The 14,940-nt window shown below is 62.5% G+C and carries 9 protein-coding genes; all 9 read right to left on the reverse strand.

Features of this window, described 5'->3' with window-relative positions; all coding sequences use genetic code 11:
* Positions 1–9 precede the first annotated feature (9 nt).
* The 9 genes from LWH94_RS08060 to LWH94_RS08100 all read right to left on the reverse strand — a co-directional run bounded on the left by LWH94_RS08060 (position 10) and on the right by LWH94_RS08100 (position 14,926).
* A complete protein-coding gene (locus tag LWH94_RS08060) occupies positions 10–801 on the reverse strand; it encodes an iron chelate uptake ABC transporter family permease subunit (RefSeq protein ID WP_442914977.1) in 792 nt (263 codons plus the stop codon).
* A 7-nt stretch (positions 802–808) separates the two neighbouring features.
* On the reverse strand, positions 809–1,582 hold the full coding sequence (gene znuC, locus LWH94_RS08065) for a zinc ABC transporter ATP-binding protein ZnuC (RefSeq protein ID WP_022990354.1): 774 nt from the start codon (positions 1,580–1,582) through the stop codon (positions 809–811).
* On the reverse strand, positions 1,575–2,066 hold the full coding sequence (locus LWH94_RS08070) for a Fur family transcriptional regulator (RefSeq protein WP_199456150.1): 492 nt from the start codon (positions 2,064–2,066) through the stop codon (positions 1,575–1,577). The genes znuC and LWH94_RS08070 overlap by 8 nt, the downstream gene beginning before the upstream one ends.
* A 69-nt stretch (positions 2,067–2,135) precedes the next feature.
* Positions 2,136–2,597: a chemotaxis protein CheW gene (locus LWH94_RS08075; protein ID WP_058342097.1), complete on the reverse strand. Its 462-nt coding sequence runs from the start codon at positions 2,595–2,597 to the stop codon at positions 2,136–2,138.
* Between the two features lie 9 nt (positions 2,598–2,606).
* Positions 2,607–3,659 carry a chemotaxis protein CheB gene (locus tag LWH94_RS08080; RefSeq protein WP_232901827.1) on the reverse strand — a complete coding sequence of 351 codons (1,053 nt, stop codon included), beginning with the start codon at positions 3,657–3,659 and terminating at the stop codon, positions 2,607–2,609.
* Positions 3,659–11,272 (reverse strand): Hpt domain-containing protein, encoded by a 7,614-nt coding sequence (locus LWH94_RS08085; protein ID WP_232901828.1) that lies wholly within the window; start codon positions 11,270–11,272, stop codon positions 3,659–3,661. The genes LWH94_RS08080 and LWH94_RS08085 overlap by 1 nt, the downstream gene beginning before the upstream one ends.
* Before the next feature lie 11 nt (positions 11,273–11,283).
* Entirely contained in the window at positions 11,284–12,183 is a 900-nt protein-coding gene (locus LWH94_RS08090) for a CheR family methyltransferase (protein ID WP_094624837.1), read from the reverse strand.
* A 27-nt stretch (positions 12,184–12,210) separates the two neighbouring features.
* Positions 12,211–14,286, reverse strand: coding sequence for a methyl-accepting chemotaxis protein (locus tag LWH94_RS08095; RefSeq protein WP_094624838.1), 2,076 nt, complete (start codon positions 14,284–14,286; stop codon positions 12,211–12,213).
* A 94-nt stretch (positions 14,287–14,380) separates the two neighbouring features.
* Positions 14,381–14,926 (reverse strand): chemotaxis protein CheW, encoded by a 546-nt coding sequence (locus tag LWH94_RS08100; protein WP_058342093.1) that lies wholly within the window; start codon positions 14,924–14,926, stop codon positions 14,381–14,383.
* Positions 14,927–14,940: the final 14 nt, after the last annotated feature.

A 14,940-nucleotide genomic window follows, 5' to 3' on the forward strand; every position in this document is an offset into this window, starting at 1 on the left:
GCGAGTGGCTCAGTGGCTGTTCTTGCGGGCCGCTCCGTAAACCAGCAGGAAGCTCAGGAAGGCGGTAACCACCACCGACGGGCCGGCGGGGGAGTCCAGGTACCAGGACATACTTAACCCGCCGGCAACCGCAATGAAGCCAAACACCACGGCCAGCACCATCATATGCTCGGGGTTTTTCGCCAGTCGCCGGGCGGTTGCCGCCGGGATCACCAGCAGGGCGGTAATCAGCAGCACACCGACTATCTTCATGGCGACCGCAATCACCAGCGAGAACATCAGCATCAGTGCCAGCCGCAGGCGCTCCACCGGAACACCTTCCACCCGCGCCAGTTCTTCGTGGATGGTACTCATCAGCAAACCGCGCCAGAGCACGGCCAGCAGGGTCAGCACCACCGCCGCGCCGCCGTAGATCCACAGCAGGTCCTGGCGGCTCATGGCCAGCAGGTCACCAAACAGCAGGCCGGTGAGGTCTACCCGTACTTCCGGCATAAAGCTGAGGGTAACCAGGCCGATGGCCAGGGCCGAGTGCGCCAGGATGCCCAGCAGGGTGTCGGTAGACAGGGCCCGGGTACGGGACAACAGCACCAGCGCCAGGGCGATCACCACGCAGGTGATGATCACCGCCAGGTTGAGCGGAACGCTGATCAGAAAGCTCAGGGCAATGCCCAGCAGGGCGGAGTGGGCCAGGGTGTCGCCGAAATAGGCCAGCCGGCGCCAGACCACAAAACAGCCCAGTGGCCCGGCCACCAGTGCTACCCCCAGGCCGCCGATCAGGGCTCGCCAGAAGAAATCGCCCAGCACCGCATCAATGATGCTCATGGTTACAGGCTCCCTGATGGCCGGTGCCGGCAACAACGTCGCCGTGCAGGTTATGTTGGTGGTTATGGTGGTGGTGATACACCGCCAGCGATTCCGCCACCTGGTGGCCGAAGGTTTCGATAAAGGCCGGATCGTGGGAAATATCCGCCGGATAGCCGCTGCAGCAGACGTGCTGGTTCAGGCAGATCACCTTGTCGGTGGCAGCCATCACCAGGTGCAAATCGTGGGAGATCATGATGACGCCGCAGTGCAGTTCGTCCCGCAGCTCCCGGATCAGTTCGTACAGTGCGGCCTGGCCGTTGATGTCCACGCCCTGGGCGGGTTCGTCCAGCACCAGCAGGTCCGGTTTGCGCACCAGCGCGCGGGCCAGCAGTAAGCGCTGTTTTTCGCCGCCAGACAGGTGATGCACCGAGGCCTCCAGCAAATGGCTTACCCCGGTCCGGGCCAGCGCCGCCTCGCACTCTGCCAGCGGCTTGCCGCTGAGCAGCATGAACCGGCGCACGCTCAGGGGCAGGGTGGCTTCCAGGGTCAGGTGCTGGGGCACATAGCCGGTTACCAGCCCCGGGGCCCGTGATACCTTGCCGCTGGTGGCCCGCTGCAGGCCGAGTACGGTTTTGATCAGGGTGGTTTTGCCGGCTCCGTTGGGGCCGATGATGGTGATGATGTCGCCCCGGTGCACGGTCAGGCTGACCCGGTTGACCACCAGCCGGTCATCAAACTGAACGGTAACGCCCTCCAGGTTCGCCAGCGCCTCAGTCATGGGCTTCTGCTCCCTGGCAGCGGGGGCACAGGCCGGAAATTTCCAGGGTGATGTCGTCGGGCCGGAAACCTTCGGCCCGGGCTGCGGCTTCAATCGATTCGCTGAGCGTCGGCGCATCCAGTTCCAGCACATTGCCGCACTGGCGGCAGATCAGGAAGGTGCCACGATGGTGTTCGCCGGCATGGGGGCAGCCGATAAAGGCGTTCAGGGAGGCAATCCTGTGTACCAGTCCGTACTGCTGCAGGAAATCCAGGGCCCGGTACACGGTCGGTGGCGCGGCGTTGTGGCCCTCTTCGCCCAGCCGGGCCAGGATATCGTAGGCGCCCAGCGGTTTGTGGGACTGCCAGATCAGTTCCAGCACCCGCTCACGGATGGCCGTCAGGCGGGCATTCTGTTGCCGGCAAATGGTGCGGGCGTCGGCCAGGGCATGGCTGACGCAGGCATCATGGTTGTGGGGGCGGTAGGGGAGCGCACGTTCGGGCATGGTCCGTGTCCTGCAAAGTTTGCAACATTATAACATTTGCAGGATCGGCTGCCATGGCCCGGGATGGAATCAGTTCCGGGCCTGCACCGCCAGGGATTCCAGGTATTCCAGGTTGGGAATCCAGGCAGCTTCGCCGTCCACGTCTACCAGCATCAGGTCGGCGGGGCCGGGCTCTCCGTCCAGCTTGCGCACTTGGCTTTCATCCAGGCGGGCCTGGCTCGGAATGCCCTGGGTCACCAGGGCCATGAACGGCGCCTTGTTGTGGTCCGGGCCAATGGTGTTGAGCACAATGATACGGCCCCGGTTATCGCCCGGAACCGTGAGCGATCCGCCATTGGCGGCATCGTAGGATATGACCGGCAAGGTCAGTCCGCGCCAGTCCAGAAAACCCACCAGCCAGTCCGGGGTGTTGGCGCCGGCGTCTGTGCTGTTGAAATCCACCACCTCGGCGATGGATACGTTGGGCAGCAGCAAGTGACGGTCGTAGACAGGGATCATGACGCAGGGAAGCGTTTGGCTGTTTTCGTTCATTGTGTGTCCTCAGGCAGAATCCCGTTTTTGCCGGCCCTTGAGCAGGCAATGGTTCTCAATGGTTTTGATCAGTTCGCCGGCGAGCTGGTCCGGTGTGCCGCAGAAGCTGGTGCAGCCGGTGGCAGCGACAGACTCGGGCATCGAACTGTTGCCACAGCTGGCACTGTCCTGGACCCAGATCCGGCTGCCCCGTTTCTTCAGCAGCGGTGCGGCGATGGCGCCGTCGTTGCCCATCCCGGAGAACAGAATCGCGTGGCAGTGCTCGCGGAAGTGGTCAGCCACGTTCAGCAGCACCTGGTCGATAGACGGGCCATAGGGGCCGGGCCAGGGCTTGCCGGTGGCGGTCAGGCTGCCGTCGTCTGCGAACGACCACTCCTGTTCTACCGGCATCAGTACCACATCGCCGTTGCGAACCTTGTAGCCTTCCTCCGCCCGCTTCAGCTGGTAGTGGGCATGGCGGCCCAGTACCCGGGTCAGCACGCCGGTAAAGTTGTCATCAATATGCTGGGCGTAGACAAAGCCGACCGGCAGGCCGGCCGGCAGGTGGTCCAGAAAGGTTTTCACCGCAGCGGGACCGCCCAGCGAAGCGCCCAGAACCCAGATCTCCTCGGCTACCGAACCCGGAGCCGCCGGGGTTATCCACTGGGGCAGTTGTGGTGCCTCGGGTGATGGCCGGGCGTGGACTTCCAGCTCTTCGATGTCGTTGGCGGAGTCCAGTTTCTCCAGGTGCCCCAGCTGCTTTTCCAGCTTGTTGAGCAGCCGCCTTTCCCAGCGCACATAGTCCTTGGTGCCGGGCTTTGGGGCCTGGTCCATCCCGAACAGAACCGGGGCATCGGTGTGCTCCAGCAGGTGTTCGAACAGTGCCGGATGGTCGGCTTCGTCTTCCAGGGTTACCAGCCACAGGGCGGCATCGGGAAACCCCGGATAATCCATCAGGCGGTCGGGGCCGCCGGAAAAGCTGACCTCAAGGCCGAACTTGCCGGCAGCCACCTGCAACCGGTGCCGCTGCAACACCACATCGGACACAATGCCGATGCCGGGCCGGCCGTCATGGCCGGTCATTACCCGTTCCCGGTCAGTCGTTTGATGGTTTCAAGCAGCTCGGCTTCCTGGAACGGCTTGCCCAGATATTCGTTGACGCCGATGGCCAGTGCCCGTTCCCGGTGTTTCTCGCCGGTCCGGGAGGTAATCATACAGATGGGCGTCTCTTTCAGGTTTTCGTCGTGGCGCACAAAGCTGGCCACTTCGAAACCGTCCATCCGGGGCATTTCGATATCCAGCAGGATAATGTCCGGACGATGGTCCTGCAGCTGGGCCACCGCATCCAGGCCGTCCTTCGCGAGGATAACCTCCATGCCGTTGCGTTCCAGCAGTCGGGAAGTAACCTTCCGTACGGTAACCGAGTCGTCCACCACCATAACCGTGGTGGTCTGGTCTTCGTAGCGGCCGGCTTCGCGGGCCTTGTCCAGGTTAGCCAGGCGCTGGCGCTCAGACAGGATGTCGGAACGGAGCATGGCCGGCAGGTCTAGAATCACCACCACGTTACCGTCACCCAGAATGGTGGCACCGGACACGCCACGAACCGAGCTGAACTGCGGGCCGAGAGACTTAACCACGATTTCCCGGCTGCCCATCAGGTGGTCAACCTGCAGGGCCAGTGGCTGCTCGGCACCCCGCACCAGGATCACCGGCAGCGGCAGGGCCTGGCCTTGCAGCTTGGGCTGGTGGTCACTGTTCAGCAGGCTGCCCAGGTACTGCAGGCGATATTCCTGGCCGGCGTATTCGTACAGCGGTGCATCCGGCTTGTAGTACTCTTCCAGCTCGTAGGTGCTGACCCGCACGATACCTTCAATGGTGTTGAGCGGGATGGCGTAGAAGTCTTCGCCGGTGGCGACCATCAGGGCCCGGTTAACCGATACCGTGAATGGCAGGCGCACAGTGAAGGTAGTGCCACGCCCCAGGGCCGAATCGATATCCAGGCTGCCGCCGAGCTGTTTGATTTCGCTGGATACCACGTCCATACCCACGCCTCGGCCGGAAATCTGGGTCACCTGCTGGGCGGTAGAGAAGCCGGGCTGCAGGATGAACTGCAGGACTTCCCGTTCGGTAAGGTCTTCGTCGGCCCGCAGCAGGCCCTGGCGAATGGCCTTGTCACGGATCACTTCGGCGGGAATGCCTTTGCCGTCGTCGATCATACGCAGTACCACGTCGCCGCCTTCACGGGTCAGCGAGAGCACGACTTCACCGGTTTCCGGCTTGCCGGCACGGGCCCGGTCTTCGGGGCTTTCAATGCCGTGGTCGAGGGCGTTCCGCAGCATGTGTTCCAGCGGCGCAATCATGCGCTCAAGGATGTTGCGGTCCATTTCGCCCTCGGCGTTGCGCACGTCGAAGTTGACCTTCTTGCCCAGTTCGTTGCTGATCTGGCGCACAATCCGGCGCAGTCTCGGCACCATGGAGGCAAACGGAATCATCCGGGTCTTCATCAGACCTTCCTGGAGTTCCGTGTTGATCCGGGACTGCTGCACCAGCAGGGTTTCGGTATCCCGTACCCGGTCAGACAGGGTTTCACGCAGGTCTGCAAGGTCAGAAGACGATTCGCTCAGTGCCCGTGACAGCTGCTGGATCGAGGAGTAGCGGTCCATTTCAAGCGGGTCGAAGTCGTCGCCGTAATCCGGGCCGTGTTCCTGTTCGGCACGGAACAGGATCTGGGCTTCGGTTTCGATATCCATCCGTCGCAACTGTTCGCGCAGACGCTCGATGGTAGCGGCCATTTCCTCAAGGGTGTGGCCGAAGTCGCTGGTCTGCTGTTCCAGGCGGCCGCGGGTAATACTGGTTTCACCGGCCAGGTTAACCAGCTCGTCCAGCAACGGTGCCGATACCCGGATGGTTTCCTGGGCGGCACGCTGGGCTTCCGCTGCTTTGTTGCGGGCCTTGGCCGGAGCCTGGGCCGGCTTGGCGGGCGCTGGCGGTTTCGGGGCTTCGGGCACCGGTGTTTCCGGCTCGGCGGCCTGCGGTTCGGGCTGCTCGTGTTCGGGTGCGTCTTCCGCGGGCTGCTCCGGCTGGACCACCGGGCTACCGTCGGCAAAGCGCCGGCGAACGTCGGAGACCAGCTCGATGATGGCGTCGTGGTCCTGGGTGATCTCCTGCCACTGGCTGTCGCCCGGTGCATTGCCGCCCAGGTCGATCAACCGGGTCTCGAAGGCATGGGCCTTGTCGCCCAGCATGCTCAGCTGGAACAGGCGGGCGCCACCTTTGAGGGTATGCAGGGCCCGCTGGGCTTCCTGGTTGTACTGGTGGTTGTTCGGGTCTTTGCGCCAGTCATCGAGCACCTGCTCGAGCTGGTCCATGATCTCGCCGGCTTCTTCCAGGAAGATTTCCAGCACTTCCGGGTCAACCGCATCGGCTTCGTCAGCGGCCGGTTCTGCCATGGCTGTCGCTTGTTCGCCCTGTTCAGCCGGTTCGGCCTGAATACTGCGGAAGGCTTCAATCAGATCGCTGGCGGCGGCCGGTTTATGGCCGTCTTCCAGGCTGTCGAGCATGCCCTTGAGGCTGGCGGCACCCTGATCGCTGAGCGCCAGCAACGCCTGTTGGTTGTTGCCGCCGGAGAGCAGGGGCTCGAGGCTGTCAGACCAGGCTTCGGCAAGGTCGGCCACCGGGTCGATATCGGACAACCGGGCACCACCCTTGAGGGTGTGCAGCTCCTGCTGCAGGCGGGTCAGAATGGTCAGTTCGTCCGGATCTTCGCGCCACTGGTCCAGGCACTCGGTAATGGCTTCGTGGATTTCCAGGCCTTCATCCAGGAAGATGCCGGCCAGGTCGTCACCGCCCATGGCTTCGAAGGCTTCGGTGAGGTCTTCGTCAGCCTCAAGCCCGGTGTCTGGCATCCAGCCGGTGTCATCCGCTGTGTCTTCGGTAAGGTCTTGTGCCGGTTCCTGCCCTTCGCTGGCCGGTACCGGTGTTTCACCGCGGAGAATCGCTTCTACCTGCTGAACCAGGTCGTTGGCCGGCGGGCAGGGCTTCTGGGTGGCAACCTGTTCCACCATTTGTGCCAGGCGGTCATGGCAGGCAAACAGCAGGTCGGTCATGTCGTTGCTGGCGGCCAGCTGGCCTTCGGCCACCTTCTCGAACAGGTCTTCCAGAACGTGGGTCAGGTCGCCAATAGCGTCGACGCCGGCCATCCGTGCGCCACCCTTCAGGGTGTGTACATCGCGCTGCAGTTCTGCGGCCACGGCCTGGTTCGACGGATCTTCGCTCCAGGTGTGCAGGGCACTGCCGGTGGAGTTGATCAGGTCGTAGGCTTCTTCCAGGAAGATGCCGGTCAGTTCCGGGTCAAGGTCCGACAGGCTAGCCAGGGCATCCTCATCGGCGCTGTCTGTGGCTTCCTCTTCGCTGTCCGCATCGAACGCGGCTTCGGCCTGGGCCAGAATGTCGTCATCAAAGTCGGTTGCCGGTTCGGTGCTGGCTCCGCCATCCCGGGCGCCGTCGATCCAGGCGTGGATATCGGCAATCAGGTCCGGGGCTGCTTCGGGCTGGTTGCCGGCTTCCAGGGTGTCGACCATGTTGGCCAACCGGTCATGGCACCGGAACAGCAGGTCAGACAACGAATCGCTGACGGCAAAACGCTGCTCGGTCAGGCCTTCGAACAGGGTTTCCAGTTCGTGGGACAGGTCGCCGACGGGCGCAATGCCGGCCAGGCGGGCGCCGCCCTTGAGGGTGTGAAGGTCGCGCTGCAACAGGTGCAGGGTATCCAGGTTGCCGGTGTCTTCGCTCCAGGCCTGCAGCGAGGTTGCGGTGCTGTCGACCAGGTCCCGCGCTTCTTCCAGGAAGATGGCAGCCAGCTCGTCGTCCAGTTCGCTGTCTTCGTCGGTGGCAGCTGCCGTTTCGAACGCAGGTTCTTCGCTCAGCCAGCCTTCGCCAGGCGACTCGGGTTCCGGCTGCTCGTCGGGCTGGCCGAGTTCGTCGAATTCCAGGCTCAGGTCGATTTCGTCGAGATCGCCGGAGAACTGCTGCTCGAATTCCTGCTCCAGCTCGCTCTCGTCTGCCCGGTTCGCGAGGGCGTAGAGTTCGTCGATCAGGTTGTCATTGCTCTCGGTGGCCAGGCCGGCGGCGACTTGGTCCATCAGGTTGATCAGTTGCTCATGGCCGGTGCGCAGGGTGCCGAAGAAGGTATCGTCCGGCTCCAGCTGCTTTTCGGATACCGTGCTGTAGGCCTGGTTCAGCGCAGCGGCCAGTTCGGTAACATCCACCAGGCCGGCTTCTGCGGCGCCGGCAGCCAGTTGTTCCAGCTCTCTCTGCAGGGTCTCCACAGACTGGCGCTGGTCCGGGTGGCGGGACCATTCATCCAGGATGCTATCGGCATCCAGCACAATGTCCAGGCCCTCGTTCAGGAACAGCTGTACCAGCTGGGACGGTGCCCGGGTGTCCGGTTGCAGTTCATCGGCCGGGTCAGAGGACTGCAGGGTACGCTGGTACACCTGCTCCAGGCGGGCCAGGTAGTCTTCGGTACCTTCGAGGTCTGCCTGCGGGTTATCCCGGAGCTGGGCCAGGCCGCGGGTCAGGAACTCCTTGGCATCGGCAATCAGTTCCAGTACATCACGGTCTGCCCGCTTGTTCTGGGCACGGGATTCCTTAACAAAGCGTTCCAGCGGGGTGATGACGGCGGCGATGGGGGCAATGCCAGCCGTGTTCGCGCTGCCTTTGAGGGTGTGCAGGGCCCGGGACAGATCGTCGGTGTAGCTGACGGTGGCCTTGTCGCCGGCGGTTGCCAGGTAGTCGTTGATGGTCTGCAGGTGGGTTTCGGTTTCGTTCTCGAAAATTTCCAGCAGGATCGGATCAACGGCGTCTTCATCGTCGTCGTAGTCAGCGGCTTCAGCGTCGCTGTCGGTTTCCTGGACGCCAACGGTTTCAGGTTCAGCCAGTGATTCGGAGTCGGCTGCCGGCATGGTGCTGGCGTCCGGGATCTCTCCGTTGGCCAGGGCATTGGCGCGGGCTTCAAGGGCCGAGGTATCCAACGCTGCCGGGCGGCGGTTCTCGAAGTCGGAAACCAGGCCGGGTACAGCATCGGTGACATCCTGCAGCAGGCTGGCCACGTCTTCGGTCATGAAGATGCTGCCATCAATGACCCGGTTCAGCATGTTTTCCACAGACCAGGCCAGTTCGCCGATCACACTGGCGCCAACCATGCGGCCGCTGCCTTTGAGGGTGTGGAAGGCCCGGCGTACTTCGGTCAGGGCACTGCGATCGTCGTGCTGGCGCAGCAGCATCGGCAGGTATTCGCGAATGGTATCCAGAACTTCGCCGGCTTCTTCAACGAAGATCTCGAGGATTTCGTCGTCGATCAGGTCGTCGGCATCCGCCTCTGTTTCGCCAGTGCTCTCCGGCTGGGCCAGTTCCGGTTCCGCTTCGGGTTCCAGAACCGCGGCGGGGGCCTCGGTGACGGTCTCGGTTGCTTCGGCCACTTCCGTTTCTGCGGTGCCGGTTTCGGTGCGGCGGGTGGTGGCCAGGGCTTCGGCCCGGCTGATCAGGCCATCAACATCGCCGGTGTAATCACCCCGGCGGAATTCCTGGATCAGGGACGGAATGCGTGCGTTGACCTCGTCGACCAGGGCGAAGGTGTCGTCATTGAGCTTGAGGGTCTGGTCGATCACCCGGTTCAGCAGGTTTTCCACAGACCAGGCCAGCTCGCCAATGGAGGTGGCTCCCACCATGCGGCCACTGCCCTTGAGGGTGTGGAACGCCCGGCGCACTTCGGTCAGGGCATCCCGGTCGTCGTAATTCTGGCGCAGACGGGGGTAATGCTCGTGGATGGTCTGCAGCACTTCCTCGGCTTCTTCCACGAAGATGCCGAGGATTTCGTCGTCAACCAGGTCCTGGTCGGAGGTCTTGGCTTCCTGGACTGGCTCTTCGACGGCCGCCCCGGTCTCCAGTACCGGCAGTTCGTCCGGCTGGAGTACCTCTCCGGCTTGCTGCCAGGTGGGTTCCTGGCCGACCGGGAAGCCCAGGCTGGCCAGGCTGTCTTCGGCAACGCGCAGGATAGCGTCGTTCTCGGTGATGCCGTCGGCCAGGCGCTCCAGGTAGTATTCAATGCTGGTTACCGCATCGGCCAGGGTGTCGAGCTGTTTCCAGTCCGGCACCTGTTTGCCGTTGAGCAGAACGTCGGTTACGTAGCGTTCGGCGGAGGCCAGCATGTCGGCGACACGCTCCAGCGGCACCAGCGACAGGCCGCCGCGGATGCTGTGCAGCAACTCAGGAACGTGTTCCACTTCCCGGGTATCCCACTGGGAAGCGATAAAGTTCACAATCGAGGATTTGACCTGTTCCAGGGTGTTGCGGGATTCCCGGATCAGCGCTTCGTTAGCCTCGCCCAGTTCCTGGGAGCCAAGGTGGAATTCGTTGTCGCCGGTGGCTGCCGGTTCGTGGCGATCGCTGTCCAGTCCGGCCAGGCTGGCCTCGACGTAGAGCAGCGCACCGGCGATATCCATCAGGGTGCCGTCGTCAACGGTGTCGCTCTGGGTGCTGAGCTTTTCCACCAGTTCGATCTGGTCAGTAACCACTTTGCGCGGAATGCCCAGGCCGATCACTGCCAGGGTGTTGGCTACCTGGCGCATACCCGGCAGCAGTTCTTCCAGTTCATCGTTCTGGCGCAGCTCGGCCCGGACAAACAGGTCCAGCTGGTCTTTCAGGCGAGCCAGTTCTTCGTTCAGCGCACTCACCACCGAATGGATGGCGTCCCGGCCCGGGCCGGAAACCCGGGTGCGGGCGGCGTCGACATCGCTGTCCGACGGCAGGGCATCATCCAGCTGGTAGGCCTGGCGCAGGGCGCTGACCTGAGGCATGTCCAGGTCCCGGGCGCGGGCGACGTAGTACAGCAGGTGCTTGAACAGGGCTTCGGGTACCGGCTGTTGCAGGATGCTGCTGTGTTCGTCGGTGAGCCTGCGGATTTCCGCGTCCAGCTCCCGCAACAGGGATTTGACCGCAGTGTTGACCGGGTTGGCGCCGCCCTGGAGTGTTTCGATAAAGCCGCTGGCAGCTTTGTAGAGCTCACCCCTCGGGGTTTTCTGGCACAGGCGGATCAGGCGCTGGAGCACCTTCTGCATGTAGTTGAAGTGGGCAGACAGACTTTCCTCGCGCACTACGCCGGCCAGGGCAAACTGGTACATCTGGCGCAGTTTGCGCAGGTGGCCGAGAACCTTGGGATCCTGCAGGCGTTCTGAAACAGCGGCGCTGACCTGCAGCTGTGAGGGGGTCAGGTCAGGCTTGAACAGTGAGGTATCAGACAGCAGTGAATCGCCACGGGCAGCCCGGAGGTCGTTCAGCAGGGGCAGCAGCACCATCGGGAAATCGTCCTGGCTGCTGTCCAGGTGTTCCAGGTATTGCGGCAGCTGCAGGATGGCCTGCATCAGTACTTCAACGGCATCGTCAACGCTGGTGACGGATTCGTTCAGAATGGCCTGGGTCAGTTTCTCCATCTCTTCGGTGAGCAGGGCTGCACCGTAGAGTTCCACCATTTGCAGGGTACCGTGTACCTGGTGGAGGTAGTTCAGGCAGAAGCGCAGGCGTGCGGTGTCGTCGCGATTCTCGACGTACGCTTCCAGTGCATGCTGGCCTTGAGTCAGCGTGTCCTGTATTTCGCCCCGAACCCAGTCGAGGGCGATACTGTCATGGTGATTGCCCATAACCACTCCGGTTATTCTTCGTCGGGCTGGCGCTTGATCCACGCCAGTACATGTTCCGAGGGAACCCTCTGCAGGCCCGGTGGCTGCCAATCGGTCAGTTCACCCTGGCCAAGCACCAGTAAGCCCCCCGGTGCCAGACGCTCTGCTAGCCTTTTCACAATGTCCCGCCGACGCCAGCGGCGGAAATAAATCAGCAGGTTCTGGCAGAAGATAATGTTCATGCCGTGCATGGGTGCCTTGCCCAGATCCATTACGTTGAGCCTGGTAAAACACACCCGTTCACGGATGCTGTTCACGATTTCTACGGTGTTCCTTTCGGCAGGGCGGAAGTACCTGGCTTTCAGGTCTTCATCCATACCCAGCAACTTGCGGGCGCTGTACTGGCCCAGCCTGGCCTTCTCGATGGCCGGCTGGCTGATGTCCGAACCGGTTACCCCGAACAGGGGCTGCAGAGCCAGCTGGTTCATGCATTCGTTCAGAATCATCGCGAGGGTGTAGGGCTCCTCGCCGGTGGAGCAGCCCACACTCCAGGCTTCCAGTGCACGCTTTCTCAGTTGCTCCCGGGGCCGGGTCAGTACGTAATCGGCCACCAGCCTGAAGGCATCGGCATCCCGGAAAAACCGGGTTTCCTGCACGGTCAGGCGGTCCACCAGTGTGGCCCATTCCCTGATGGCATCCGGGCCGGATACGATTTTCTCGTAGTAGGCCTGATAGCTGCTGCAGCCGATTTCCCGCATCCGGATTCCCAGGTTGGTTTCCAGGAAGGAGCGGCGGTCGGCCGTCAGGGTCATGCCGGTACGGTGTTCCAGCAGGGTCTGCCACTGGTTGAACTGCGCCTCGTCCATATCCGGAAGCCGGCGCAGTGCCCAGATCCCTTCGGCGGCTGACAGCTGGTTATGCATCTGAGCCATAAACCGTTATCTGCCCCGGGCCGGTGATCAGCTGACCACCGGGATATCGTTGTCCTGCTCTTGTTCCTGGTCGGCCTGGTCTTCATCCGGCAGGGTGAAACCGGCAACGGAGGACCGCAGCTCGGACGCCATTTCAGCCAGGTTACCGATAGACTTCGCCGTGGCGTTGGTACCAGAGGAGGTCTGCGAGGTGATTTCCTGGATTACGTTCATCGTGTTGGAAATGTGCGCCGCAGAGGACGATTGCTGGCGTGCCGCGTTGGAGATGTTCTGGATCAGCTCCGCCAGGGACATGGATACGTTCTCGATTTCCTCGAGGGCGATACCCGCGTCCTGGGCCAGACGGGCACCACGGACCACCTCGGCGGTGGTGTGTTCCATGGAGATAACCGCTTCGTTGGTGTCAGACTGGATCGTCTTAACCAGCGCTTCAATCTGCTTGGTTGCTGCAGAGGAACGTTCCGCAAGGCGCTGAACTTCGTCCGCAACCACCGCGAAGCCCCGGCCCGCATCACCGGCCATGGAGGCCTGGATTGCTGCGTTCAGGGACAGGATGTTGGTCTGGTCGGCGATGTCGTTGATCAGGGATACGATGTCACCGATTTCCTGGGAGGATTCACCCAGACGCTTGATCCGCTTGGAGGTCTCCTGGATCTGCTCCCGGATGTTGTCCATGCCGCGGATGGTGTTCTGTACCACTTCCGCGCCTTTCTTGGCGATCGCAACCGACCGCTCCGCAACCGCAGAAGATTCAGCAGCGTTGGAAGATACCTGGTCGATGGACACCGCCATCTCGTTAACCGCGGCAGAGGCGCCGGCAATTTCCTGGGCCTGGTGCTCGGAAGCATCCGCCAGGTGCATGGCTGTGGCCTGGGTTTCCTGGGCCGCACCGGCTACCCGTACGGCAGTACCCCGGATGGCCTGTACCAGCCCGCGCATTTGGTCGATCGCGTAGTTGATGGAGTCGGCGATGGCACCGGTGAAGTCCTCGGTTACCGTGGCCTCGGTGGTCAGGTCACCATCGGCCAGGTCGGCCAGTTCGTCCAGCAGTCGCAGGATCGCGTTCTGGTTCTGCTCGTTCTGTTCCTGGGTGGTGGCCAGTCGGGACTGGGCATCGCGGTACAGGGCCAGGCCGATGAACACAACAATGGCCACCATGGCCGCCAGGATGAAGAAGGCCAGGGTCGGGCTGACCAGGCGGGAGCCGGACTGGGAGCCAAAGCCGTCAGCCAGTACCGACAGCTCGGCCAGCAGGATTTCGGAGTTCTGGAAGATGTCGCTGGCAGCGGTACGAACCTTGAAGAGGTCGGGAGAGGCTTCAAGAATCGCGTCAACGTTCTGGGAAACGAATTCGAACAGCTCGTCAACCGCTTCCAGGCCGTAGATGGCGTCTTCATCGGCGACCCGGGTGATGCCCATGGCCGGGTTGCCGTTGAGCTGGCCTTCGAGTACCCGGCCGAACAGGCTGGCGTCGCGGCCGAAACGGTCGGCGGCGATAACGGCGTCTTCGTCACCGGACAGTACGTTGTTAACGGAGCGGACAATACGCTCGGCCAGCAGGGACTGGCGCTGGGCCAGGGAGATCTGCTCGGCGGGTGCGCCGTTATCCAGCAGGATCTGAACGATATCGTCGTATTCCACCTGCAGCTGCGGGATGGTTTCGTTCAGGGTGCGGGCTACTTCGTGCAGGCCCAGTACCGCTTCCCGGGTAGACAGGATGCTGTCGGCGTTTTCGCGAACACTGTTCCAGTGCTGCTGTACACCGCTCTGTTGTGCCAGTTCACTGGCCGGAAGGCCGGTTTCCGGATTGCCTTCGGTAACACTGGTCCAGAGTTGCTGGAACTCGTCCCGGGAGCGACGCAACTGGTCGAACGCTTCGGCGGTACCACCGGCAGCCTCGGTCGCGTTCTTCGCAATCTCCTGGGACAGCACTCGCATTTCTGCAGTGTTGGCAATGTATTGCTGATCGTTCTGGCCGTCCTTGTTGATGATGAACAGCACCACAACGAGCAGGACGGTAAGTGCAATCAGCGCTGCGATCAGGCCGGCAACGAGTTTGTTGCCGCCCTGTCCGGTACTGAGTCTTCCGGCTCTGTTTTTCATTTTCTGGCTCCCGGCCTCTTTCTTCTGGAAATGGCAATATTGGTGTAGCGGGCTTCAGATGGACAGGGTGATGTGCCTGCCAGTGCCATCACCCTTACCACTGTGCAACATCAAGAAAGCGTTCGTCTTCCACCAGGGTGGCGGCAGAGAATACTTTCCAGATTTCGTCGTTACGTTCGTAGCCGCCGTTCACAAACGGCTGAACGTTTTCGGGCACACCACTGGTGCTGGCCCTGAAACTGTCTTTTGCGAAATACTGCATACCCAGCACGGTGTCGACCACCAGGCCGCTGAATACATCGCCCTGCTCAACCACCAGCACCCGCCGTTCACGGGCATTCCGTGAAGAGCGGGGGATGTCGAAGAAGTTGGCAAGGTCAACCAGCGGCAGTAACCGGCCCCGGACGTTGGCGGCACCCAGCAGGAACGGGCGGACGCCCGGAATGTGGGTAAACCGGGGCACGTGCAGGATTTCTGTGACTTCCCCCATCGGGGCAACGTAGTGCTCGCCGGCCAGGATGAAGCCGATACCGTTCCACAGTTCAACGGCTTCTTCCTGCTCCGGCAGGCCGGCCGCCATGGAACGGCTGCGCCGGGCGATATCCGTCAGAACAGCAAAAGGGGCGGCCTGGGCGGACATGCGAACTCCAAAGT

Source organism: Marinobacter sp. G11 (assembly GCF_021282325.1).
Classification (GTDB): Bacteria; Pseudomonadota; Gammaproteobacteria; order Pseudomonadales; family Oleiphilaceae; genus Marinobacter; species Marinobacter vinifirmus.